The sequence below is a fragment of the Paracoccus sp. (in: a-proteobacteria) genome (assembly GCF_047973135.1).
In the GTDB taxonomy this organism is placed as follows: domain Bacteria; phylum Pseudomonadota; class Alphaproteobacteria; order Rhodobacterales; family Rhodobacteraceae; genus Paracoccus.
On record NZ_JBKEBL010000027.1, the window covers coordinates 60,407 to 81,162 of the forward strand.

The 20,756-nt window shown below is 65.7% G+C and carries 21 protein-coding genes; 9 read left to right on the forward strand and 12 right to left on the reverse strand.

From position 1 onward, the window contains the following. Window positions 1-82: 82 nt before the first annotated feature. From ACK5L9_RS02060 to fsa, 3 genes are read right to left on the reverse strand one after another with little or no spacing between them, the layout of a single operon-like run. Window positions 83-1,021, reverse strand: coding sequence for a tyrosine recombinase XerC (locus tag ACK5L9_RS02060; protein ID WP_416909786.1), 939 nt, complete (start codon window positions 1,019-1,021; stop codon window positions 83-85). Further along, entirely contained in the window at window positions 1,018-1,728 is a 711-nt protein-coding gene (locus ACK5L9_RS02065; RefSeq protein ID WP_416909787.1) for a DUF484 family protein, read from the reverse strand. Before ACK5L9_RS02065 ends, ACK5L9_RS02060 begins: the two co-directional genes overlap by 4 nt. Continuing rightward, on the reverse strand, window positions 1,728-2,381 hold the full coding sequence (gene fsa, locus ACK5L9_RS02070; RefSeq protein ID WP_416909788.1) for a fructose-6-phosphate aldolase: 654 nt from the start codon (window positions 2,379-2,381) through the stop codon (window positions 1,728-1,730). The genes ACK5L9_RS02065 and fsa overlap by 1 nt, the downstream gene beginning before the upstream one ends. Before the next feature lie 170 nt (window positions 2,382-2,551). Here fsa and ACK5L9_RS02075 point away from each other — a divergent pair, with 170 nt between their 5' ends. Both ACK5L9_RS02075 and ACK5L9_RS02080 read left to right on the forward strand, forming a co-directional pair. After that, window positions 2,552-4,753: a primosomal protein N' gene (locus ACK5L9_RS02075; protein WP_416909789.1), complete on the forward strand. Its 2,202-nt coding sequence runs from the start codon at window positions 2,552-2,554 to the stop codon at window positions 4,751-4,753. A 110-nt stretch (window positions 4,754-4,863) separates the two neighbouring features. Then, the gene (locus tag ACK5L9_RS02080) at window positions 4,864-5,961 is read left to right on the forward strand and encodes a transglutaminase-like domain-containing protein (protein ID WP_416909790.1); all 1,098 of its coding nucleotides are present in this window, start codon (window positions 4,864-4,866) and stop codon (window positions 5,959-5,961) included. Window positions 5,962-5,987: 26 nt separating this feature from the next. Here the strand turns inward: ACK5L9_RS02080 and ACK5L9_RS02085 are convergent, their stop codons facing one another. The 5 genes from ACK5L9_RS02085 to ACK5L9_RS02105 all read right to left on the reverse strand — a co-directional run bounded on the left by ACK5L9_RS02085 (window position 5,988) and on the right by ACK5L9_RS02105 (window position 10,795). Next, a complete protein-coding gene (locus ACK5L9_RS02085; RefSeq protein ID WP_416909791.1) occupies window positions 5,988-6,620 on the reverse strand; it encodes an ABC-type transport auxiliary lipoprotein family protein in 633 nt (210 codons plus the stop codon). A gap of 8 nt (window positions 6,621-6,628) precedes the next feature. Beyond that, complete coding sequence (locus ACK5L9_RS02090) at window positions 6,629-7,930, reverse strand: MlaD family protein (RefSeq protein ID WP_416909792.1); 1,302 nt, start codon at window positions 7,928-7,930, stop codon at window positions 6,629-6,631. Window positions 7,931-7,934: 4 nt separating this feature from the next. Then, the gene (locus tag ACK5L9_RS02095; protein ID WP_416909793.1) at window positions 7,935-8,702 is read right to left on the reverse strand and encodes an ABC transporter ATP-binding protein; all 768 of its coding nucleotides are present in this window, start codon (window positions 8,700-8,702) and stop codon (window positions 7,935-7,937) included. Then, window positions 8,699-9,793, reverse strand: coding sequence for an MlaE family ABC transporter permease (locus tag ACK5L9_RS02100; RefSeq protein ID WP_416909794.1), 1,095 nt, complete (start codon window positions 9,791-9,793; stop codon window positions 8,699-8,701). The genes ACK5L9_RS02095 and ACK5L9_RS02100 overlap by 4 nt, the downstream gene beginning before the upstream one ends. 75 nt (window positions 9,794-9,868) lie before the next feature. Further along, on the reverse strand, window positions 9,869-10,795 hold the full coding sequence (locus tag ACK5L9_RS02105) for a LysR family transcriptional regulator (RefSeq protein WP_416909795.1): 927 nt from the start codon (window positions 10,793-10,795) through the stop codon (window positions 9,869-9,871). Between the two features lie 91 nt (window positions 10,796-10,886). On the opposite strand from ACK5L9_RS02105, the gene metF reads away from it, so the two are divergent. Then, complete coding sequence (gene metF / locus ACK5L9_RS02110; protein WP_416909796.1) at window positions 10,887-11,750, forward strand: methylenetetrahydrofolate reductase [NAD(P)H]; 864 nt, start codon at window positions 10,887-10,889, stop codon at window positions 11,748-11,750. Between the two features lie 9 nt (window positions 11,751-11,759). Here metF and ACK5L9_RS02115 read toward each other — a convergent pair whose 3' ends face one another. Then, window positions 11,760-12,917: a type III PLP-dependent enzyme gene (locus tag ACK5L9_RS02115; protein ID WP_416909797.1), complete on the reverse strand. Its 1,158-nt coding sequence runs from the start codon at window positions 12,915-12,917 to the stop codon at window positions 11,760-11,762. Between the two features lie 146 nt (window positions 12,918-13,063). Here ACK5L9_RS02115 and ACK5L9_RS02120 point away from each other — a divergent pair, with 146 nt between their 5' ends. Beyond that, window positions 13,064-13,495: an Lrp/AsnC family transcriptional regulator gene (locus ACK5L9_RS02120; protein WP_416909798.1), complete on the forward strand. Its 432-nt coding sequence runs from the start codon at window positions 13,064-13,066 to the stop codon at window positions 13,493-13,495. Here the strand turns inward: ACK5L9_RS02120 and rsmD are convergent. Together rsmD and ACK5L9_RS02130 are read right to left on the reverse strand one after the other, a co-directional pair. Then, entirely contained in the window at window positions 13,492-14,058 is a 567-nt protein-coding gene (gene rsmD / locus ACK5L9_RS02125; protein WP_416909799.1) for a 16S rRNA (guanine(966)-N(2))-methyltransferase RsmD, read from the reverse strand. The genes ACK5L9_RS02120 and rsmD overlap by 4 nt on opposite strands. Beyond that, the gene (locus ACK5L9_RS02130) at window positions 14,058-15,257 is read right to left on the reverse strand and encodes an NAD(P)/FAD-dependent oxidoreductase (protein ID WP_416909800.1); all 1,200 of its coding nucleotides are present in this window, start codon (window positions 15,255-15,257) and stop codon (window positions 14,058-14,060) included. Before ACK5L9_RS02130 ends, rsmD begins: the two co-directional genes overlap by 1 nt. Window positions 15,258-15,334: 77 nt before the next feature. On the opposite strand from ACK5L9_RS02130, the gene ACK5L9_RS02135 reads away from it, so the two are divergent. Continuing rightward, window positions 15,335-15,817 (forward strand): peroxiredoxin, encoded by a 483-nt coding sequence (locus ACK5L9_RS02135; protein ID WP_416909801.1) that lies wholly within the window; start codon window positions 15,335-15,337, stop codon window positions 15,815-15,817. On the opposite strand, the gene ACK5L9_RS02140 is transcribed toward ACK5L9_RS02135, so the two are convergent. After that, the gene (locus ACK5L9_RS02140) at window positions 15,751-16,416 is read right to left on the reverse strand and encodes a winged helix-turn-helix transcriptional regulator (protein WP_416909802.1); all 666 of its coding nucleotides are present in this window, start codon (window positions 16,414-16,416) and stop codon (window positions 15,751-15,753) included. The two genes, ACK5L9_RS02135 and ACK5L9_RS02140, sit on opposite strands and share 67 nt — an antisense overlap. 136 nt (window positions 16,417-16,552) lie before the next feature. On the opposite strand from ACK5L9_RS02140, the gene ACK5L9_RS02145 reads away from it, so the two are divergent. The 4 genes from ACK5L9_RS02145 to ACK5L9_RS02160 all read left to right on the forward strand — a co-directional run. Then, window positions 16,553-16,906: a DUF1428 domain-containing protein gene (locus ACK5L9_RS02145; protein ID WP_416909803.1), complete on the forward strand. Its 354-nt coding sequence runs from the start codon at window positions 16,553-16,555 to the stop codon at window positions 16,904-16,906. 11 nt (window positions 16,907-16,917) lie between these two features. Next, a complete protein-coding gene (locus ACK5L9_RS02150; RefSeq protein ID WP_416909804.1) occupies window positions 16,918-17,703 on the forward strand; it encodes a VOC family protein in 786 nt (261 codons plus the stop codon). Between the two features lie 117 nt (window positions 17,704-17,820). Then, on the forward strand, window positions 17,821-18,489 hold the full coding sequence (locus ACK5L9_RS02155; RefSeq protein WP_416909805.1) for a glutathione S-transferase family protein: 669 nt from the start codon (window positions 17,821-17,823) through the stop codon (window positions 18,487-18,489). 60 nt (window positions 18,490-18,549) lie between these two features. Beyond that, window positions 18,550-20,756: valine--tRNA ligase (locus ACK5L9_RS02160; RefSeq protein ID WP_416909806.1), on the forward strand; the 2,207-nt coding region annotated here is incomplete at its 3' end.

Genomic DNA, 20,756 nt, shown 5'->3' on the forward strand with positions numbered 1-20,756 from the left:
TGCGCGGGACTGTAAAGGCCGTGCGGGTGGCGCGGTGGCAGGGGTATTTGAAAAACGCAGAAGCGGCCGCTGCCGGGCGATTTCAGCCGCGCGGATGGGCTGCGCGGTAGACGGCGAGCAGGCGGGCGTCGTCGATCCCGGTATAGACCTGTGTCGTCGACAGGCTGGCATGGCCGAGCAGTTCCTGAATCGTGCGCAGATCGCCCCCGGCGGCCAGCAGGTGGCTGGCAAAGGAATGGCGCAGGGCATGGGGTGTCGCGGTCGGTGGCAGGCCCAGCGACTGGCGCATGATCCGCATCGCCTGCCCCATGACCGAGGCGTTCAGCCGGCCCCCGCGCGCGCCGCGAAACAGCGGGGCCTGGGCTTCGGTCGGGAAGGGGCAGAGGCGGAGATATTCCGCCACCGCCTCGCGGGCGACGGGCAGGACCGGGACCTGCCGTTCCTTTTGCCCCTTGCCGCGTATGGTCAGAGCCTCGCGCAGGGGCAGGTCGGCGCCGTCGAGTTGCAGCGCCTCGGAGATGCGCAGCCCGCAGCCGTAAAGCAGCGTCAGCACGGCAACGTCGCGGGCCGCGATCCACGGTTCGGGATGGGTTTCGGCGGCGATGTCGAGCAGGTCGCGGGCCTCGTCGGGGGCGAGCGGACGGGGCAGCGAGCGGGTGAATTTCGGCCCGCGCGAAGCCAGCGCCTTGGACGCGTCAAAGCCGTGGCGGTCCGACATCCAGCGGATAAAGCTGCGCACCGCCGAGAGCCTGCGCGCCAGCGAGCGTGCGCCCAGACCGCGCCCGCGTTCGGCGGCGGCAAAGGCGCGCATGTCGCTTTGCGTGAGCTGGCCCAGCGTGGCCGGGACCGCGGCACGGCCATGATAGCCGCCGAGAAAGCTGAGAAATGCCAGCAGGTCGGCCTGATAGGCGCGGATCGTGTGGTCCGAACGGTCGCGTGTCGCGCGCTCACTGTCGAGCCAGCGCGCGAGCTGTTCGGCCATCAGCGGGGCCAGTGCGAGCGGCGCGGCCGCGCCGGTCATTCGCGCAGCCAGGAGATCAGCACCAGCCGGAATGCCTGCCCGAAGAAGCGCAGCAGATCCGTACCATGTGCCGGGTTGAAGCGCCCGATATCGGCCGAGCCCATCAGCAGCAGCGCCGGAAAGCGGCCGGGGCCGAGGTCGATGGGCAGCAGCGCCTCGGAGCGGATCGGCGCGCGGGCATCGCCGTGATAGGGCTGGGATTGCTGGGCGGCGCGGCGCAGCACGATATCGTCGCCGCGCGGCGCGCGCCTGCCACCCGAGATCAGTTCCGCCACCGTGCCGGCGGGGACGATGCTGAGCGGGCCCGCCGTCTCGCGCGTCGAATTGGCCGAACCCGAGTCCATGATCAGGCGCAGGGTCTCGACGCGCAGGATCGGCGCCACAGAACTGTCGAGATTGTCGAGAAAGCCGTCGAAATCCATCGGTTCGAGCAGCGACAGCACCGCGCGGTGGATGGTGTTCATCCCCGACTGGTTGTCATAGGCCGCCGAGATCACTGTTTCATGGGCGGTTTCAAGCCGTTCGAGGCGGCTTTCCATCGCCTCCATCGCCCGGCCACGGATATCGACGACATTGTCGCCGAAATCCGCTTCGCGCGCGCCGATCAGCGCGCGCATCAGGTCGCGGTCGGAAAGGATCAGCTCGGGCCGGGCCATAAGCCGGGCGCGCAGATCCTCGGGAAGATCGACGGCCTGATCCTTGCTCATCAGCCGATCTTCTGCCCGGTCTTGGCCCAGTCGGCATCGAACTGCGCCAGACCCTTGTCGGTCAGCACATGATTGGCCATTGCCTTGATGACGGCGGGGGGCGCGGTGATGACATCGGCGCCGACGCGGGCGGCGTCGGTGATGTGGTTCACCGAACGGATCGAGGCCGCGAGGATCTCGGTCTTGAAGCCATAATTGTCATAGATCGTGCGGATGTCCTCGATCAGCTGCATGCCGTCGAGGTTGATATCGTCCAGACGGCCGATGAAGGGGCTGATGAAGGTCGCACCGGCTTTCGCGGCCAGAATCGCCTGCGCCGACGAGAAGCACAGCGTGACGTTGACCATATGGCCCTCGGACGACAGGGCTTTACAGGCTTTCAGCCCGTCCCAGGTCAGCGGCACCTTGACCGCGATATTCGGGGCGATCTGGGCCAGATGCTTGCCTTCGCGGATCATGTCGGCGGCGTCCTTGGCGACGACCTCGGCGCTGACCGGACCGGCGACCATGTCGCAGATCTCTTTGGTCACTTCGATGATATCGCGGCCCGATTTCAGGATCAGCGAGGGGTTGGTGGTGACGCCATCGACCATTCCGAGGTCGTTGAGCTCACGGATGGCAGCGGTGTCGGCAGTATCGACAAAGAATTTCATGGCAGATGCCCTTGTTGCGGGATTTGCACAGGGTTTAGCGCATAAACCGGCGCGGGTGAAGTGCGGGCGGGCGGGTTGCGATCGATCGACGCAACGTGTCACACTCGTGCCAGCCCCGCCGGAGACCGACGTGACCGCCCGATATTTCAAGACCACGCGCGCCTGATCCCATGGAGCGGCCCCTGTTCTATCCCCATGGCGCGCGGATCGCGGTGCTGACGCAAGAGGTCGTGGGCGTTCTCGACTATCTCGCGCCCGAGGGCGGTGCCCGGCTGGGACAGCTGGTTGTCGTGCCGCTGGGGCCGCGCCGGGTGATGGGGGCGGTCTGGGGGCCGGGCACGGGCGAATTTGACATGTCCCGGCTGCGCCCCGTCGCGCGGCTGGTCGATGCGCCGCCACTGGCCCCCGAGATGATCGAATTCCTGATCCGCATGGGGGAATATACCCTGACGCCCCTGCCTGCCCTGTTGCGCATGGCGACGCGAGCCCCGGATCTGGACCAGCCGCCATCGGCGCGGCGCATCCTGCATCGTGCCGGACCGGAACCCGAGCGCATGACCGATGCCCGCGCCGCCGTGCTGCGCGTGATCGCGGATCACGGCGGGGCAGGGTTTGCGCCGGGCGAGCTGGCCCAGCTTGCCGGTGTCAGCACCGGCGTGGTGCAGGGGCTGATCAAGGCCGGCACGCTGGCCGAGACGCTGGCCCCGCGCGACACGCCCTATCCCCGGCTCGATCCCGATCTGCCGGGCAAGCCGCTCGCCCCCGATCAGGCTGCGGCGGCGCAGCAGTTGCGCGATGCGCTGGCCGGGCGGCGCTATGGCACGACGATGCTGCGCGGGGTGACCGGCTCGGGCAAGACCGAGGTCTATCTGGAGGCCGTCGCGCAATGCCTGCGGCAGGGGCGGCAGGCGCTGGTTCTGCTGCCCGAGATCGCGCTGTCCTCGGAATTTCTCAACCGGGTCGAAGCGCGTTTCGGGGAACGTCCGGGCGAATGGCACAGCGGCATCACCCGGACCGAACGCAGGCGGCTCTGGACCATGGCGGCGCAGAACAATGTCGGTCTGGTCGTGGGGGCGCGTTCGGCGCTGTTTCTGCCCTTTGCCGATCTGGGCCTGATCGTCGTCGATGAAGAGCACGATTCCAGCTACAAGCAGGAAGATGCGGTGTTCTACAGCGCCCGCGACATGGCCGTGCTGCGCGCCAGCATCGGCAAGGCGCAGGTGGTGCTGGCCTCGGCCACGCCCTCGCTGGAGACATGGGTGAATGCCGGGGCGGGGAAATATGCGCGCATTGATCTGCGGTCGCGCTATGGCACCGCCGAACTGCCCGAGATGGGGGCCATCGACCTGCGCGCGCAAGAGATGGACAAGGGCCGCTGGATCAGCCCGCGCCTTGCCGCCGAGGTCAATGCCCGGATCGCGCGCGGCGAGCAGTCGCTGCTGTTTCTGAACCGCCGCGGCTATGCGCCGATCACCACCTGCCGGGCCTGCGGCCAGCAGGTCGGATGCGATCATTGCGACGCGCGCATGGTCGAACATCGCTTTCAGAACCGCCTCGTCTGCCACCAATGCGGCGAAACCAAGCCGGTGCCGGTGACCTGTCCAAGCTGCGGCACCGAGGGCAGGATGGCTGCCATCGGCCCCGGCGTCGAGCGCCTTGCCGAAGAGGTCGCCGAACGCTTCCCCGAGGCAAGGGCAAGCGTGCTGTCCTCGGATCTGTTTCATTCCGCCCGCGCGTTGAAAGAGGCCATTGCGCAGATCGGGGCAGGGCAGACCGATATCATCATCGGCACCCAGATCGTGGCCAAGGGGCACAATTTTCCCGGCCTGACGCTGGTCGGGGTGATCGACGCCGATCTGGGTCTGCAGGGCGCGGATATGCGCGCCGCCGAGCGCAGTTTCCAGCTGATGCGGCAGGTCGCGGGCCGGGCCGGGCGCGAGGGCGGCGAGGCGCGCGGGCTTGCGCTGCTGCAGACCTATCAGCCCGAGCATCCCGTTATCCGCGCGATCCTGTCGGGGCAGGACGAAGACTTCTGGGATGCCGAGGCGATGGGACGGAAAATGGCCGGGATGCCGCCCTTTGGCCGGTTGGCGGGGGTGATCCTGTCGCATCCCGATCTGGCCGTGGTCGATGACTATGCCCGCGAGATGGTGCGCCGGGCCGAGCCTTTGCGCGCCATCGGTGCCGATCTCTGGGGTCCGGCACCTGCGCCCATTGCCCGGGTGCGCGGGCGCTGCCGGGTGCGGATGCTGATCCGGGCGGCGCGGCAGGCCCCGGTTCAGCAAGCGATCTCGCGCTGGCTCGCCCTGCTGCCAAAGGCACCGCCCAATTTGCGCCTGTCGGTCGATATCGACCCGCAGAGTTTCCTCTGACCGCAATCCGCGCGCGCTCCGGCGTTGATCGGTTGCGGCGGGGCGGTTAGGTTTGTTGCGGGAATATGCAATGTTCAACCTGTCCGCTCACAGCTGAAAGAGGTGGCACAATGGTTTCGAATTCTCGCAGAGATCTCCTGAAAATCGCGCTGCTTGCCGGGGTCGCCCCGATGCTGGGCGGGCTGCTGCGCCCGGCCATGGCGGGTGATCGCGCCTATGCGCCCGCCGCCAGCGACTGGCGCCGGTTCCAGACCCGCACCGTGGTCACCCTGCCTGAGGCCAGCGGCCCGGCGCAGATCTGGCTGCCGGTGCCCTCGCTTGCCACCGATTATCAGCGCAGCCTTGACGACAGCTGGACCGGGAATGCGACCTCGGCGGAGCTGGTCACAGATCCGGGCGGGACGAAATTCCTGCATGCCAGCTTTGAAAACGGCGTCGCGCCGCATCTGGAACTGGTCAGCACGGTCGAGACCCGCAACCGTATCATCGACTGGACCAGCGAATCCGCCTTCAAAGAGGATGCGGCGGTCCTGAAGGCTGCGTTGCAACCGTCCGGCTACAAGCCTTTGGATGGCGTTGTGGCCGAGACAGCGGCCAGGATCACCAAGGGCGCTGAAACCGATGTCGACCGCGTCCGCCTGATCTATAATTGGATTGTCGAACATTGCTACCGCAACATGGACACCCCCGGCTGTGGTCCCGGCGACAATGTGGCGACGCTGACCACGGCGGGTCTGGGCGGCAAATGCGCCGATCTGAACGGGCTGTTCGTGGGTCTTGCGCGGGCCTCGGGCGTGCCGGCGCGGGATGTGTTCGGGGTGCGCGTCGCACCTTCGGCCTTTGGCTACAAGCAGCTTGGCGCGAACAGCGCGACCATCACCGGGGCACAGCATTGCCGGGCCGAGGTCTATCTGACCGGCTATGGCTGGGTGGCGATGGACCCGGCGGATGTCCTGAAAGTCATGCGCGCCGAGACCGAGACATGGATCAGGGACCCGAACGATCCGCTGGTCAAGCAGGTGAACGGGGCGTTGTTCGGCAATTGGGAAGGCAATTGGGTCGCCTATAACACCGCCGAGGATCTGCACCTGCCGGGCCGCGACCGGGTCCTGCCATTTCTGATGTATCCGCAGGCGACGATCGGCGGGCGCATCGTCGATGAGCTGGATGCCAAGGCCTTCACCTACGAGATCACCACACAAGCCTGATCAGGATCAGGGCTGCGACCGGCCCGTCAGCGGCAAGAGCCCGGATTGACGCCGACGCCGCGCAGCCCCCAATCGGTCATCTCGGCCAGCAATTGCTGGCTGGCGGCGTCGAATGCCGGGATCAGATCGGCATTGCGCGTCGAGGCGGCGGGGTGAGTGACCGCGAAATTCCCCCGCGCCGCGACCGAGGCGTCCATCTCGCGGATCAGTTGGGCATCGACCGAAAGCCGCACCAGCGCGCCGTCCTCGGTTACCTCGGCGTTGAAATCGTTGATTTCGCTGATCAGCGCGAAATCCCCCGCCGAACCCAATGGCGCGCGCCCGACATGGGTGAAGACGTCATAGCTGGCAAAGCCGCGCAGCAGCAGGTTCTGCAAGGTGATCGGCACCGTATCACCCCATTGCGCATCAGGCAGATATTGCGTCTGGATCGCCGAGGGCCGGATCATGATGCGTTCGGTATTCAGCGTGCCGCGTGATTTCGGCTCTTCGATGATGAGCTGCGCGACGCGCCCGCGCCCGCAGCTCTTGCGCGATTCCTGCAAGGGACGCAGCTCGAACACGTCCAGCCTTTCGCCGCCCGACAGGTTGGCGATGGCGGCGCAGCCCGACAGGGCGGGGGTCAGAGCCAGGGCGATCATGGGCAGGATTCGGGACATGGCAACTCTCAGCGGCGGAATTCGGGCGTGCGCGGCCCGGTGATGATCTGCGAGGGGTTGCGCCGCAGCGCGTCGACCAGACGGTTCACATTCTGCACCAGCCCGCGCAGATCGCGGGCCAGACTGGAGAATTGCGGCAGTCCCTCGCTGGTGAAAGCCTGCACCGGGGCGCGGGCGCTGTCCAGCAGCGCCTCAAGGCTGGAAAATGCGCTGTCAGCACTGTCGGCGGCATTGCGCAGGCGGGCGGTGATTTCGGGGATGTCCTCGGTGACGCTGCCGATGGCCTCGTTGAAGCGGGCAAGGGTGGCGCGCAGATCGGTGGCGACGGGGCCGACCTCGGTATTGATCATGCGGTCCGCGCCCTCGAATGTGCGTTCCGCCGCGCTCAGGGTGCGGCTGCCGATTTCGAGCGTGGCATCCAGCCCGTCCATGGTCGTGCCCGCGCGCCGGGTCAGCCCGGCAATGTCGCTGCGCAGCCCGCTGGCGGTTTCGTCCAGCGTTCTGGTCAGGCCGCGCAGATCGCCCGAAACGTAATCGCGCATCTCGTCCAGCGTGGCGGTGCCCGATTGCAGCGCCGCATCGGCCTTGTCCGCGGTTTCGCCGAAACGCGCCAATGCGGCATCGAGATTGCCCATCGTGTTTTCCGCCGCCTTGCCGATGCCGTCGAGCTTGTCGCCGAATGACGAAATATTCGCCGCCGCATCCGAGATCGAGCTGGTGGCGCTGGAGACATCGGCCAGTGCCTGATCCAGATTGGCACTGGAGCGTTCCACATTGTCGAGGATATTGCGCACGCGGGTCTGGTTTTCCTCGCCCAGAAGGCGGGTCATCTGCTCGGCCACGGTATTGAGCCGTGAAATCATTTCCGGCCCCTGATCGGTCAGGGTCTGCAAGGCCGAACGGTTCGCGGTGATCACCGGCACGCCGTCGGCACTGACCTCGCGCAGCAGCGCGCTGCCCGCCGAGCCGGGGCTGATCGAGACATTGGAATAGCCGGTCACGCCCTGCACCTCGATCGAGGCGCGGGAATCGACGCGCACCGGGGTATCCTCGGCGACCTCGATGCGCACGCGCACCGCGCCGCTCGACCCGCCGACCAGCTGCATGTCCAGAACCCGCCCGACCAGCAGCCCGGCAAAAGCGACATCCGAGGATTGTCCCAGCCCCGAAACCTCGGGGAAATATATGTCGTAATAGGCGAACTGGCGGTTCATTTCGATCTTGGCGAACCAGATCAGAAAGCCCAGCAGCCCGACAAAGCCCGCAATCGTAAAGGCCCCGATCAGGATAAAATTGGCTCTGGTTTCCATGATCTCACTCCTTCGCGCCAAGGGCGGCGCGGGCGCGTGGCCCGTGGAAGTATTCGCGCACCCAAGGGTGATCGACTTGCAGCATTTCGGCCATGCTTCCCGTGGCCAGAACGCGTTTTTCCGCCAGAACGGCGACCCGGTCGCAACAGGCATGCAGCGTATCGAGGTCATGGGTGACCAGAAACACCGACAGATTCAGCGCATCGCGCAGCCCCACGATCAGCCGGTCGAAGGCATCCGCGCCGATCGGGTCCAGCCCGGCGGTCGGCTCGTCCAGAAAGACGATCTCGGGGTCCAGCGACAGCGCCCGCGCCAGCCCGGCGCGCTTGCGCATCCCGCCCGACAGTTCCGACGGGTATTTTTCGTTCGCGATCCATGGCAGGCCTGCCATCGATACCTTGAGCTGGGCCAGCGCGGCGCGGTCCTTGTCGCTCAGCCCGGGCACGGCATGCAGCGGCACCTTGACATTTTCCTGAACGCTCAGCGCCGAGAACAGCGCGCCGTCCTGAAACATCACGCCCCAGCGCCGTTCCAGCGACTCGCGCGCCGTGCCGGACAGCGCCATGACATCCTGATCCAGCACCCGGATGCTGCCCGCGGCAGGCCGGATCAGCCCGACAATGGCGCGCAGCAGCACCGATTTCCCGGTGCCCGAGCCGCCGACCACGCCCAGAATCTCGCCGCGCCGCAGATCCAGATCCAGCCCGTCATGCACGACATGGCGGCCAAAGCGGGTGCACAGCCCGCGCACCTCGACGACATTCGCGCTCATAGTCCGACCTTTGCGAAAAAGACCGAGAACAGCGCATCCAGCACGATCACGGCAAAGATCGCCTTGACCACCGCGCTGGAGGTTTCCGCGCCCAGCGATTCCGCGTCCTTGCCGACCTTCATCCCGGCATGGCAGCCGATCACCCCGATCACCAGCGCAAAGACCGGAGCCTTGGCCAGACCGACGATGACATGATCGACGCTGGTATCGGCAATGAGGCGATAGCGAAACAGCGAGGGCGACAGGCCCAGCTCGACCCATGTCATCATCGCTCCGCCGACCAGCCCGGCGATATTGGCGATCAGCCCGAGGATCGGCAGCGTCACCACCAGCGCCAGCACGCGCGGCAGGATCAGCACCATGTCCGGGTCCATGCCCAGCGTGCGCATGGCGTCGATTTCCTCGCGCATCTTCATCGAGCCGATGGCGGCGGTCAGCGCCGATGCCGTGCGCCCGGCGACGATGATCGCGGTCAGCAGGATGCCCAGTTCGCGCAGGATCGAGATCGCGATCAGATCGACGACAAAGACCTCGGCCCCGAACTGGCGCAATTGCTCGGCCCCCTGATAGGCCAGCACGACCCCGATCAGGAATGACATCAGCGCGACGATGGGCACCGCGCGCAGCCCGGTTTCCTGACAGTGATGCACAAAGGATGTCAGCCGGAACTGTGACGGGTGGCGGATCGCCCGGCCAAGCGCGGCCAGAAACCGGCCCAGATATTCGGCCAGTTCGCGGATGAAGATCAGCCCGTTCACCACGCCGCGCCCGACCGCCTCGCATAGCGCGCGCCAGCCGGTCGGGGCATGGGGCAGGGTCTCGGGCTGCGGGCGGGCCTTGGCGACGGCCTCCAGAAAGCGGGCCTGCGTCGCGTCGAGGCCAAGGATGCTGGCCCCGGCATCGCGCCGCCCGGCCAGATACCATGCCCCCGCGCTGTCCAGCCGGGTGATCCCGCTCAGCTCGATGCGGCTGGCATTGGCGGCCCCGGCGGGCAGGTCGGGCAGGGTCCAGACGGTGAACTCGCCCGCCAGCCGCAACAGGTCGCCGCTTTGTTCGACGATCAGGGCCGGATCGCTCGAAAGATCGTTCATGACAATTCCCGCCGCCTGCTCAGGGGAAAGTTTTCAAGGGATTGCCGGGCAATGTCAAACCACGGCGTCCCGGTGTCATGTGCTGCGGCCCTGTGGCTGGGGGCGCATCATGCGCACCGGCTCGGTACGGGCAAGGCGCAGGATATGGGCCATATAGGGTTGCCCCAGATCCTCCTCGCGCACGGCGGCATAGAGCCTGCGCAACATGCCGCGCTGGCCCAGCGGCAGCAGCGCCAGCTCGGGATTGGCGGCATGGGCGCGCAGCACCCAGTCGGGCATGACCGCGACACCGCGCCCCGAGGCCACCAGCATCAGCGTGACGGCGGTCTGTTCGACCTGACGGTGATGGGCGGGTTCGATCCCGGCAGGGTCGAGGAATTGCGAATAGACATCCAGCCGCGCCCGGTCCATCGGATAGGTGATCAGCGTTTCGCCGGTCAGGTCCTGCGGCTCGGCATAGCCCTTGGCGACCAGCGGATGGCTGGCGGGAACCACCATGGTCGGGGCATAGTCGAACAGCGGCTGATAGGTCACCCCGGCCATGTCCTCGGGGTCCGAGGTGATGACCAGATCGACCTGTCCGCGCACCAGCGCGGGCAATGCCTTGAGCGACAGGCTCGACCGGATGTCCAGATCGACCTCGGGCCAGATGCGGCGGAACTGATCGAGCACCGGCAAAAGCCAGTCATAGCAGTGATGGCATTCCATCGCGACATGCAGCCTGCCCGCGCGGCCCAGCTCGACGGCGCGGAACTCGGCCTCGGCGGCGTCGATCAGGGGCAGGACCTGCTCGGCCGTGCGCAACAGCCGCATCCCCGAGGCCGACAGCCGCAAGGGCTTGGTCTTGCGCAAGAACAGATCCACTCCGACCTGTTCCTCCAGCGCCTTGATCTGATGCGACAGCGCGGATTGGGTGATGTTCAGGATCTCGGCGGCGCGGGCCAGACCGCCCTGTTCGTGAATGGCGCGCAGGCTGCGCAAATGGCGAAGCTCGAGGTGCATCTTGAATGTTTCTCAACACTATCTTGAGGATTATGAATTTGTCTCACGTCCGGGGACATGCGACAAGCCGTCTCAGGATAAGGAACCCGCCATGAACACGCCCGCCGTCAGCTTTGAATTCTTTCCGCCCCGGAATCTGGATCAGTCGTTCCGGCTGTGGGACACGGCGCGCGCGCTGGCACCGCTGGGGCCGGATTTCGTCTCGGTGACCTATGGTGCGGGCGGCACGACGCGGCAGCTGACGCATGAGGCGGTGACGGCGCTGGCCAGCCATTACGGTCTGAATGTCGCCGCGCATCTGACCTGTGTCGATGCCACGCGCGAGGAAACCTTGCAGATCGTCGCGGATTACGCCGCTGCGGGCGTGCATGAGATCGTCGCCCTGCGCGGGGATGCGCCGCAGGGGCAGGACCGCTTTACCCCCCATGCCGACGGTTTCGCCAATTCGGTCGAGCTGATCGAGGCGATCGCGGGCCGTGGCGACATGAAGATCCGTTGTGGTGCCTATCCCGAACCCCATCCCGACAGTCCGGATACGGCGGCGGATGTGGCATGGCTCAAGCGCAAGTCGGATGCCGGTGCGACCAGCGCGATCACCCAGTTCTTTTTCGATGCCGACACGTTCTTTCGCTTTCGCGATCAATGCGTGAAGGCGGGCGTCACCGCCGAGATCCTGCCCGGCATCCTGCCGATCCAGAGCTGGGGCGGCGCCCGCCGCTTTGCCGAGCGCTGCGGCACCTCGGTTCCCGCCTGGGCCGAAGCGGCATTCGCTCAGGCAGGCAAAGAAGGCGAGGCCCGGCTGGCGCTGGATGTCTGCGTCAGGCTGTGCGAGCAGCTGGTCGCGGGCGGCGTCGACAAGCTGCATTTCTACACGCTGAACAAGCCCGATCTCGTCCTCAAGGTCTGCGCGGCTCTGGGCGTCACGCCCAAGGACGCGCTGCCCGACGTGGCCTGAACGCGCCGCCTAGGCGACGGATTTGCATGACAGCTGCATCATCTGGCCGAAACCGTTGAAGCGGGTATTGGTCACGGTGGAATAGGCCCCCGCGCCGTGAAAGATCACGTAATCCCCTTCCTGCAGATCGGCGGGCAGGGGGATCTCTCCGGGCAGCCGGTCGAGGGAATCGCAGGTCGGACCAAAGACCTCGCGCGGGATATCCGGGCGTTTGCGGTGCAGCCCCTCGGGGGTCAGGACCTCGACCCGGCCCAGATTGCCGATCTGGGGAAATTCGGTCAGCCCGCCATAGACGCCATCATTCAGAAACACATGTGCGCCGTCGCGGATCGCCTTGACACGGGTGATCAGGGCAAAGGCATCGGCGCATAGCCCGCGCCCCGGCTCGCAGACCAGTTCCGGGTGATCCGCGCCGAATGCCGCCACCGTCGCGCGCTTGATCGCGGCAAAGATGGATTCCAGATCCGGCGCGCCATCCGCATTGCGATGCGAGGGAAAGCCGCCGCCGACATTCAGCCGCTTGGCCCTGACCCCGGCCATGGTGCAGATCCGGGCGGCCATTTCGATATAGCTTTCCCATGCGCGCGGGTCGGTGCATTGCGTGCCGGGATGGAAGGTCAGCGAGGGGATATAGCCGCGATCCGCGCTGGCGCGCAGAAGCTCGGCCGCAAGTTCCGGCGTCGCCCCGAATTTCGAGCCGAAATCATAGGCCGCGCCGCGCACCGGCAGTTTGAACCGGGCCGAGATCTCGCAATCCTTGGGCGATACCAGTTCGCAAAGCTTGGCCAGTTCGGAATGGCTGTCCACCGACCATGCCCTGACACCCGCGGCATCGGCATGGGCGATCTCGGCACGCGCGCGGACGGGATTGTGGTAATGCCGCGCGGCCTTGGGCGCGATGCGTGAAATCAGGTCGATCTCATCGGGCGAGGCGACATCAAAGCCGGTGATGCCCGCGCGGTGCAGAACCCGGATCACCCGCGTGTCGGGATTGGCCTTGACCGCATAGGTGACCAGCCCCGGAAAGCCGTCGATGAAGCGCCGGGCATTCGCCCACAGGGCCGCGGGATCAAAGACCATGACCGGATTATCGGGCGCGAGCGCACGGATGATCTCGGCGGGGTTGGTCCAGATTCGCTTGGGGCCGCGGCCCTCAGTCAGTCCCATGGGCATATTCCTCCGATAGTTTGTGATCATTCTCCCTGTTTTCAGTCTGCGCCCGGTCGCCGCCATTTGGACCGATTATTCAGGTGGAATCGTCGGAATTATTAGCTAAATTAACGAAACTGATGGCAATATGTCTGGAGAGGGGCATGGACGAACTGGACCGGGGCATTCTGGCCCATCTTGCGCAGGACGCGCGGCAATCCGTGGCGGTGCTGGCAAGGCGGCTCAAGGTCGCGCGCTCGACCGTGCAGGCGCGGCTTGAGCGGCTGGAAACCACGGGGGCGATTGCGGGCTATACGCTGCGACTGGGCGATGCCGCGCGGGAAAACCGCATTCGCGCGACCTGTCTTCTGAACATCGAGCCCCGCGCGCAGGCGGCGATTCTGGCGCGGCTGCGCAGCCTGCCCGAGGTCGAGCGCATCCACACGACCAGCGGGCGCGTCGATCTTTTGCTGCAACTGGCCGCCACATCGACCAGCCAGCTTGACGATGTGCTGGATCAGATCGGCAGTCTGACCGGGGTCAAATCCAGCGAAAGCCTGATCCACCTGTCGACCAAGATGGATCGCGCGACCTAGCCCTGTGCCGGGCGCAGCAGGGTGACCACGGTATCGCCATATTTGCGCTGGTCGATCCGCTCCAGCCCGGCGACCGGGGCGGGCGGGGTCGATTCCTCCCAGACGATCATGGCCTGTGGCGCAATCCAGCCCCCCGCCAGCGCCGAGGCCAGCGCGATCTCGCCCAGAGCCTTGCCATAGGGCGGATCGAGAAAGACCAGATCATAGGCCGGGCCGCGATTCTCGCCCAGCCGGGTCGCATCGCGCCGCCAGACATCGGTCGTGCCCATGGCGCGGGCCTTGTCGATATTCTGGCGCAGCAGCGCCCGCGCGGTCACGCCGTCATCGACGAATGCCACGCGCGCGGCGCCCCGTGACAGCGCTTCAAGCCCCAGCGCCCCGGTCCCGGCGAACAGGTCCAGCACCCGCGCATTCGGGATCGGATTGCCATGCGTGCCATTGACCAGCAGGTTAAAGATCGACTCGCGCACCCGGTCGGTGGTCGGGCGCAGATGCACCTGCGCATCGCCCGCGCCGACATCCGCCAGTTTCAGCCCGCGAAGATTGCCGCCGATGATCCGCATCACATCAGCGCCTTCAGCTCGGTGGCCGCAAGCACGGCCTCGGGCGAGGGGGACTTGCCCCCCTCGATCAGGCGCTTGCCGATCATATAGGCGCGGGCGTCGTTCAGGGCATCGACCGCGATCAGCCGACCCTCGCGCCAATACCAGACCGAGCCGCCATGCGTGCCCGCCCCGGGGCGTTCGACGACCCGGTCATAACCGAGATTCAGCCCGGCGATTTGCAGTTTCGCGTCGAACTGATCCGACCAGAACCACGGTTTGGGGTGATAATCCCGGTTGGCGCCCAGAATATTGGCGGCGACGGCCTCGGCCATGTCGATGGCATTGCCGACGCTTTCCAGCCGCATCGGGCCATCGGGCCCGGGAAAGCTGGCGCAATCCCCCGCCGCCCAGATTGCCGGGTCCGAAGTCCGGCCCTGCGCATCGGTGGCGATGCCGTTCTGAATGTCGATCCCCGCAGCCCCGGCCAAGGCGGTTTCGGGGGTAATGCCGATGCCGCAGATGACCAGATCGGCGGGCAGGTGGCGGCCATCGGCCAGCATCACGCCATTGGCTGCATCGTCGCCGGTGATACGCTCGATGGCGGTGCCCTCGATGATCTCTACGCCATGGGCCCGGTGCAGATCGCGGATCATGTCGGCGGTTTGCGGGGCGGCGACGCGGCCAAGGATGCGGGGGGCGGCCTCGACCAGCGTGACCTCAAGGCCCAGCTTGCGGGCGACCGCCGCAGCCTCAAGCCCGATATAGCCGCCGCCGATCACGACAAGGCGGCGACCCGCGACCAGCGCAGGCTGCACGCCCGCGATATCGGCAAGGTTGCGTACGACATGGACAGCGGGCAGATGGCCGCCCATCGCCTCGGGCAGGCGGCGGGGGGCTGCGCCCAGCGTCAGGGCCAGCGCGTCATAGGGATATTCGCCCCGGCCGGTGGTCACGACGCGCCGCGCCCTGTCGATTGTGGTCGCGGGCTCGGCAAGGCGCAGGGTGATGCCCTGTTCGTTCCACCATTCCGGCGCACGCAGGGTCAGCCGGTCCAGCCCCATCTCGCCCAGCAGATAGGCCTTGGACAAGGGCGGGCGCTGATAGGGGGGCGCGGGCTCATCGCCGATCACGGTGATCGGGCCGTCATGTCCCAGCTGCCGCAGTGTCGCCGCCATCGAGGCCGCTGCCTGCCCCGCGCCAAGGATCACGATCTTCATTCCACGCCCTTACTGGTCTGCCCAAGGCGCGCAGACTATAGTCCCCCCCGCATTGATGCAATTCTTGGAGAACGCGCATGTCCATTTCGAAAGGCGACAAACTGCCCGCCGGCAAGCTGCTGCAACTTGGCGAGAACGGCCCGGCCGAGGTCGATGCCGCCGAGCTGTCGCAGGGTCGCGTGGTGATCTTTGCCGTGCCGGGTGCCTTTACCCCCACCTGCACGAACAGCCATATGCCGAGCTTTGTGAAAAACGCGGGCAAACTGCGCGACAGCGGCATTGCCCGCATCGCCTGCATCACCGTCAACGACCCCTTCGTGGCCGGTGCATGGGCCGCTGAAACCGGCGCGAACGGGGCCGGGATCGACGTGCTGGCCGATGCCGATGGCAGCTATACCAAAGCGCTTGGCCTGAATATCGAGGGCGCGGGCTGGATCAATGGCCGCTCCAAGCGCTACGCCATGATCGTCGAGAATGGTGCCGTGACCGAGCTTCAGATCGAAGAAGCGCCGGGCACCTGCGCGCTGTCCTCGGGCGATTCGATCCTTGGGCTGATCTGAGGCGTCAGGCTGAACAGGCTTGTGAACTCCTGCGCGGCGGCCGGATCGCCGTGCAGGGCAATACGCCCCGCAGCCGCCAGCGCGGCGGGCGGCGGGCCATAGATCGCAGCGGCAAGGTTGTTGCCGCGCCCCTCCAGCACGAAATCGCCAGCCGGCGCGCGCACGGCGCGGACCAGCGGCAGCCCGTCCGGGCGCAGCGTCACCTCGAACCCCTCATGGCCCGACAGAAAGCCCGCGCGCAGGGTCCGGCCTGCGGCGCGCGCGCGATCCACGGTGGCCGAGATCGAGATCATCAGCGCCGAAATGCTGATATGGCGGGCAGGATCGTGCCCCGGCAGCAGCAGCGCCCAGCGGCACAGTTCGGTCAGCATGGGATGCAGCGCGCGCCCCAGATCGGTCAGCGTGTAGATCCCCAGCACCTCGTCATGCGCGACGATGCCGCCCTGTGTCAGTTGCGCCAGCCTTTGGGTGAGCACGCTTGCGGTGATCCCCGGCATTCCGGCCCGGATCATCTGAAAGCGCTTGGGCGCAAACATCAGTTCGCGCACCACCAGAAGCGCCCAGCGGTCGCCGATGGCATTGAGCGCATGAGCGCCCAAGCATCCCTCATCATAGCGGAGTCGCGAAGTTTGGCCGATCTGTCCCATGTTTTGATATTATCAGTTGCTTTTTACTACTGCAACTGAGAACCTCCGACTCACCGGTGATTTCCCCACCGGATCAGGAGGACGACAGATGACTTACTTTTCCGGTTTTCTTCTGGCTGTGCCGACCGCGAACAAACAGAAATATATCGAGCATGCCAAAACGGCCTGGCCCTATTTCAAGAAATGGGGCGCGACCCGCATGGTCGAGAACTGGGGCGTCGATGTTCCCCATGGCAAGGTCACCGATTTCTACATGGCCACCAAGGCCAAGGATGACGAGACGGTGATGTTTTCCTGGATCGAATGGCCCGACAAGGCGACCGCCGATGCCGCCTATGAAAAGATGATGTCCGACCCCGAGATGGAAAAGATGGGCGATATGCCCTTTGACGGGATGCGGATGATGTGGGGCGGCTTCGAGCCTGTCCTCGACGCAAGCTGAAGGGGGCGGTCATGTTTCATGGCAAACCATGCTGGTTCGAACTGTCCACCGCCAAGGGCGGGTTGAGCGCGGCCGAAGACTATTACGGCAAGGTTCTGGGCTGGACCTCCGAGGATTCCGGCGTGCCCGGTTTTACCTATCATCTGGCAAGCCATGGCGGCGATATGGTGGCCGGGCTGATGGAGATGCCCGACGATTGCGCCGATACCCCGCCCTTCTGGATGATCTATCTGGATGTGGACGATACCGACGCGGCGGTGGCCAAGATCCGCGCGCTGGGTGGCAAGGTCTTTCGCGAACCTGCCGATATTCCGGGGACCGGGCGCTTTGCCGTGGTGACCGATCCGCAGGGCGCGGTATTCGGCCTGATGCAGCCCCTGCCGATGGACCCCCAGCCCCCGGTCGGGGACGGGGCATGGAACCAGAACAAGGACGGTCACGGCAACTGGATCGAACTGATGTCCACCGACCCCGCCGCCGCGCTGGATTTCTATGCCGAACTGTTCGGCTGGACGAAATCCACATCGGTCGACATGGGCGGGATGGGAACCTATCAGCTGTTCGCATGGCATGGCGCCGATATCGGCGGGATGATGGGTCTGGGCAATTCGCCGGTGCCCTGCTGGCTGCCCTATTTCGGGGTGAACGGGGTTGATGCCGCGATCTCGCGCATCACCCAAGGCGGCGGGCAGGTCCTGCACGGCCCCGCCGAGGTTCCGGGCGGGGCCTATATCGCCTTTGCCCGCGATCCGCAGGGGGCGCATTTCTGCGTCGTCGGACCCAAAGATGTGACATGATCGGGATGGCCTGACCCCGGACAGGCCCACCGCGCCGCCCCGGCGGCGCGGACCCATATCGGCCCGGCGATCCGGCAGCGCCGGTTGCAGGGCCCGGCGGATCAATGAGGTGGTGCAATGCTGACCCTGTTTGGTCATCCCCTGTCGTCCTATACGCAAAAGGTGCTGGTCGCGTTTTACGAAACCGATGTGCCGTTCAACTTTCACCATATCGATCTGGGCAATTCCGATGACCGCGCCCAGATGGCCGAGATCGAGCCGATGGGCCGGATGCCCGGCCTGCGCGATGCGGCGCGCGGCGTGATCCTGTCGCAATCCTCGGTCATTATCGAATATGCCGGGCGGCACTATCCGGGGGCGGCGCGGCTGATCCCGCTGGACCCCGATGAGGCGCTTTTCACCCGGCAATGGGACCGTTTCTTCGATTTCCAGATCATGCAGATGATGCAGCAGATCGTCGATGCGCGCCTGTTCATGGGTCCCGAGGCCGAGGCCCTGGTCGGCACCTTCGCGCGCGAGCGGCTGGATCGGGCCTATTCCGCGCTGGAAAGGCATCTGGCGGGGCGGGAATGGGCGGCGGGCGATTTCGGGCTGGCCGATTGCGCGGCCTGTCCGGCGCTGTTTTACGCGGGCATCCTGCATCCCTTTGATGGCTATCCGGCGCTTACGTCCTATTTCGAGCGTCTGCTTTTGCGCCCCTCATTCCATCGCGCGCGCAGCGAGGCGCTGCCATGGCTGAGCTATTTCCCCTTTCCCGAACGGGTTCCGGCAAGGTTCCTGACCTAGCGCCTCTTGGCCTTTTGTCTGTGTTTCGCTATCCCCTTTTGCGATCAAAGGGGTGACCAGATGGCCATGGAAAAGAATTTCGACGCGACTGCCGCCGAGACGCGCATCGCGGGTGAATGGGCGGCAAACGACGCTTTTGCCGCAGGTGCCAACGCAAATCCGGGGGCCGAAAGCTTTTCGGTCGTAATCCCGCCCCCGAACGTGACCGGCAGCCTGCATATCGGCCACGCGCTGAACAATACGCTGCAGGATATCCTTGTGCGCTGGCACCGGATGCGCGGCTTCGACACGCTCTGGCAGCCCGGTCAGGACCATGCCGGCATCGCCACCCAGATGGTGGTCGAGCGCAAGCTGGCCACTGAGGGCAAGCCGCCGCGCCGCGAATGGGACCGCAAGGATTTCACCAATGAGATCTGGCGCTGGAAACAGGAATCGGGCGGTCAGATCATCAACCAGCTCAAGCGCCTCGGGGCTTCCTGCGACTGGTCGCGCAATGCCTTCACCATGTCCGGCGCGCCCGGCGCCCCGGCGGGCGAAGAGGGCAATTTCCACGATGCCGTGATCAAGGTCTTCGTGGACATGTATAACAAGGGCCTGATCTATCGCGGCAAGCGGCTGGTCAACTGGGACCCCCATTTCGAGACCGCGATCTCGGATCTTGAGGTCGAGAACCGCGAAGTTCCCGGCCATATGTGGCATTTCAAATACCCGCTGGCCGGGGGCGAAACCTATGAATATGTCGAGCGCGACGAGGACGGGAACGTCATCCTGTCCGAGACGCGCGACTATATCAGCATCGCCACCACCCGCCCCGAGACCATGCTGGGCGATGGCGCGGTCGCGGTTCACCCCAGCGATGCCCGCTATGCCCCGATCGTCGGCAAACTGGTCGAGATCCCGGTCGGCCCGAAAGAGCATCGCCGCCTGATCCCGATCATCACCGACGAATATCCCGAACCCGATTTCGGTTCGGGCGCGGTCAAGATCACCGGCGCGCATGATTTCAACGATTACGGCGTCGCCATGCGCAACGGCATTCCGCTCTATGCGCTGATGGACAGCAAGGGCGCGATGCGTCAGGACGGGTTGTCCTATGAAGACAGCGCCGAGATCGCGACCCGCGTGGCGCGCGGCGAAGAGGTGGGCGATGTCTCGAACGTGAACCTCGTCCCCGAGGAGTTGCGCGGTCTGGACCGTTACGAGGCGCGCAAGCTGGTCATCGAGCAGATCAATGCCGATGGGCTGGCGGTGACCTATCTGCATAAGGAAATCGACAAGGAAACCGGGGCCGAGCATCTCGAACGCCGCGCGCTGGTCGAATCCAAGACGATCATGCAGCCCTTTGGCGACCGTTCGGGCGTGGTCATCGAGCCGATGCTGACCGATCAGTGGTTCGTCGATACCGCCCGGATCGTCGGCCCTGCGCTGGATGCGGTGCGGTCGGGCAAGACCCGCATCCTGCCCGAGCAGCACGAAAAGGTTTATTTCCACTGGCTGGAAAACATCGAGCCCTGGACCATCAGCCGCCAGCTCTGGTGGGGCCACCAGATCCCGGTCTGGTATGGTCTGGACCTGCGCCCCGAAGGGCAGGTCGATGACGACCACGACGGCGCGCTGGACAATGTCGAGATCTTTGCCCTGCTGGAAGAGGGTCTTGTCCATCGCGACGAGATCCACCATGCGGGCGCGAATTTCGATGCTGTCATCGAGCAGTTCCGCGACAGCATCGCGGGCCTGCCGCAGCCTCTGGAAATCAGCCGCATCGTCGAGGTTGCCGACCGTGCCGCCGCCATTGACCTGTTCGCGCAATCGCTGGCCGATTACAATCTCTCGCAGGACCCGACTTTGCTGGTCTATCCGGTCTGGCGCGATCCCGATGTGCTGGACACCTGGTTCAGCTCGGGCCTGTGGCCCATCGGCACGCTGGGCTGGCCGGACAACACCCCGGAGCTGGCGCGCTATTTCCCGACCAGCACGCTGATCACCGGCTTTGACATCATCTTCTTCTGGGTCGCCCGGATGATGATGATGCAGCTTGCCGTTGTCGGTGACGTGCCCTTCCGCACCGTCTATGTCCACGGTCTGGTGCGCGACGAAAAGGGCGCGAAGATGTCGAAATCCAAGGGCAATGTCATCGACCCTCTGGTGCTGATCGACGAATTCGGCGCCGATCCGCTACGCTTCACGCTGACCTCGATGGCGGCGATGGGGCGCGACCCGAAGCTGGGGCCGAAACATGTCGAGGCGAACCGCAATTTCGTCACCAA

Excerpts from the sequence above, each read along its gene's own strand:
- ACK5L9_RS02060 (WP_416909786.1), bottom strand. The coding sequence starts at position 1,021 with ATGACCGGCGCGGCCGCGCCGCTCGCACTGGCCCCGCTGATGGCCGAA.
- ACK5L9_RS02065 (WP_416909787.1), bottom strand. The coding sequence starts at position 1,728 with ATGAGCAAGGATCAGGCCGTCGATCTTCCCGAGGATCTGCGCGCCCGG.
- fsa (WP_416909788.1), bottom strand. The coding sequence starts at position 2,381 with ATGAAATTCTTTGTCGATACTGCCGACACCGCTGCCATCCGTGAGCTC.
- ACK5L9_RS02075 (WP_416909789.1), top strand. The coding sequence starts at position 2,552 with ATGGAGCGGCCCCTGTTCTATCCCCATGGCGCGCGGATCGCGGTGCTG.
- ACK5L9_RS02080 (WP_416909790.1), top strand. The coding sequence starts at position 4,864 with ATGGTTTCGAATTCTCGCAGAGATCTCCTGAAAATCGCGCTGCTTGCC.
- ACK5L9_RS02085 (WP_416909791.1), bottom strand. The coding sequence starts at position 6,620 with ATGTCCCGAATCCTGCCCATGATCGCCCTGGCTCTGACCCCCGCCCTG.
- ACK5L9_RS02090 (WP_416909792.1), bottom strand. The coding sequence starts at position 7,930 with ATGGAAACCAGAGCCAATTTTATCCTGATCGGGGCCTTTACGATTGCG.
- ACK5L9_RS02095 (WP_416909793.1), bottom strand. The coding sequence starts at position 8,702 with ATGAGCGCGAATGTCGTCGAGGTGCGCGGGCTGTGCACCCGCTTTGGC.
- ACK5L9_RS02100 (WP_416909794.1), bottom strand. The coding sequence starts at position 9,793 with ATGAACGATCTTTCGAGCGATCCGGCCCTGATCGTCGAACAAAGCGGC.
- ACK5L9_RS02105 (WP_416909795.1), bottom strand. The coding sequence starts at position 10,795 with ATGCACCTCGAGCTTCGCCATTTGCGCAGCCTGCGCGCCATTCACGAA.
- metF (WP_416909796.1), top strand. The coding sequence starts at position 10,887 with ATGAACACGCCCGCCGTCAGCTTTGAATTCTTTCCGCCCCGGAATCTG.
- ACK5L9_RS02115 (WP_416909797.1), bottom strand. The coding sequence starts at position 12,917 with ATGGGACTGACTGAGGGCCGCGGCCCCAAGCGAATCTGGACCAACCCC.
- ACK5L9_RS02120 (WP_416909798.1), top strand. The coding sequence starts at position 13,064 with ATGGACGAACTGGACCGGGGCATTCTGGCCCATCTTGCGCAGGACGCG.
- rsmD (WP_416909799.1), bottom strand. The coding sequence starts at position 14,058 with ATGCGGATCATCGGCGGCAATCTTCGCGGGCTGAAACTGGCGGATGTC.
- ACK5L9_RS02130 (WP_416909800.1), bottom strand. The coding sequence starts at position 15,257 with ATGAAGATCGTGATCCTTGGCGCGGGGCAGGCAGCGGCCTCGATGGCG.
- ACK5L9_RS02135 (WP_416909801.1), top strand. The coding sequence starts at position 15,335 with ATGTCCATTTCGAAAGGCGACAAACTGCCCGCCGGCAAGCTGCTGCAA.
- ACK5L9_RS02145 (WP_416909803.1), top strand. The coding sequence starts at position 16,553 with ATGACTTACTTTTCCGGTTTTCTTCTGGCTGTGCCGACCGCGAACAAA.
- ACK5L9_RS02150 (WP_416909804.1), top strand. The coding sequence starts at position 16,918 with ATGTTTCATGGCAAACCATGCTGGTTCGAACTGTCCACCGCCAAGGGC.
- ACK5L9_RS02155 (WP_416909805.1), top strand. The coding sequence starts at position 17,821 with ATGCTGACCCTGTTTGGTCATCCCCTGTCGTCCTATACGCAAAAGGTG.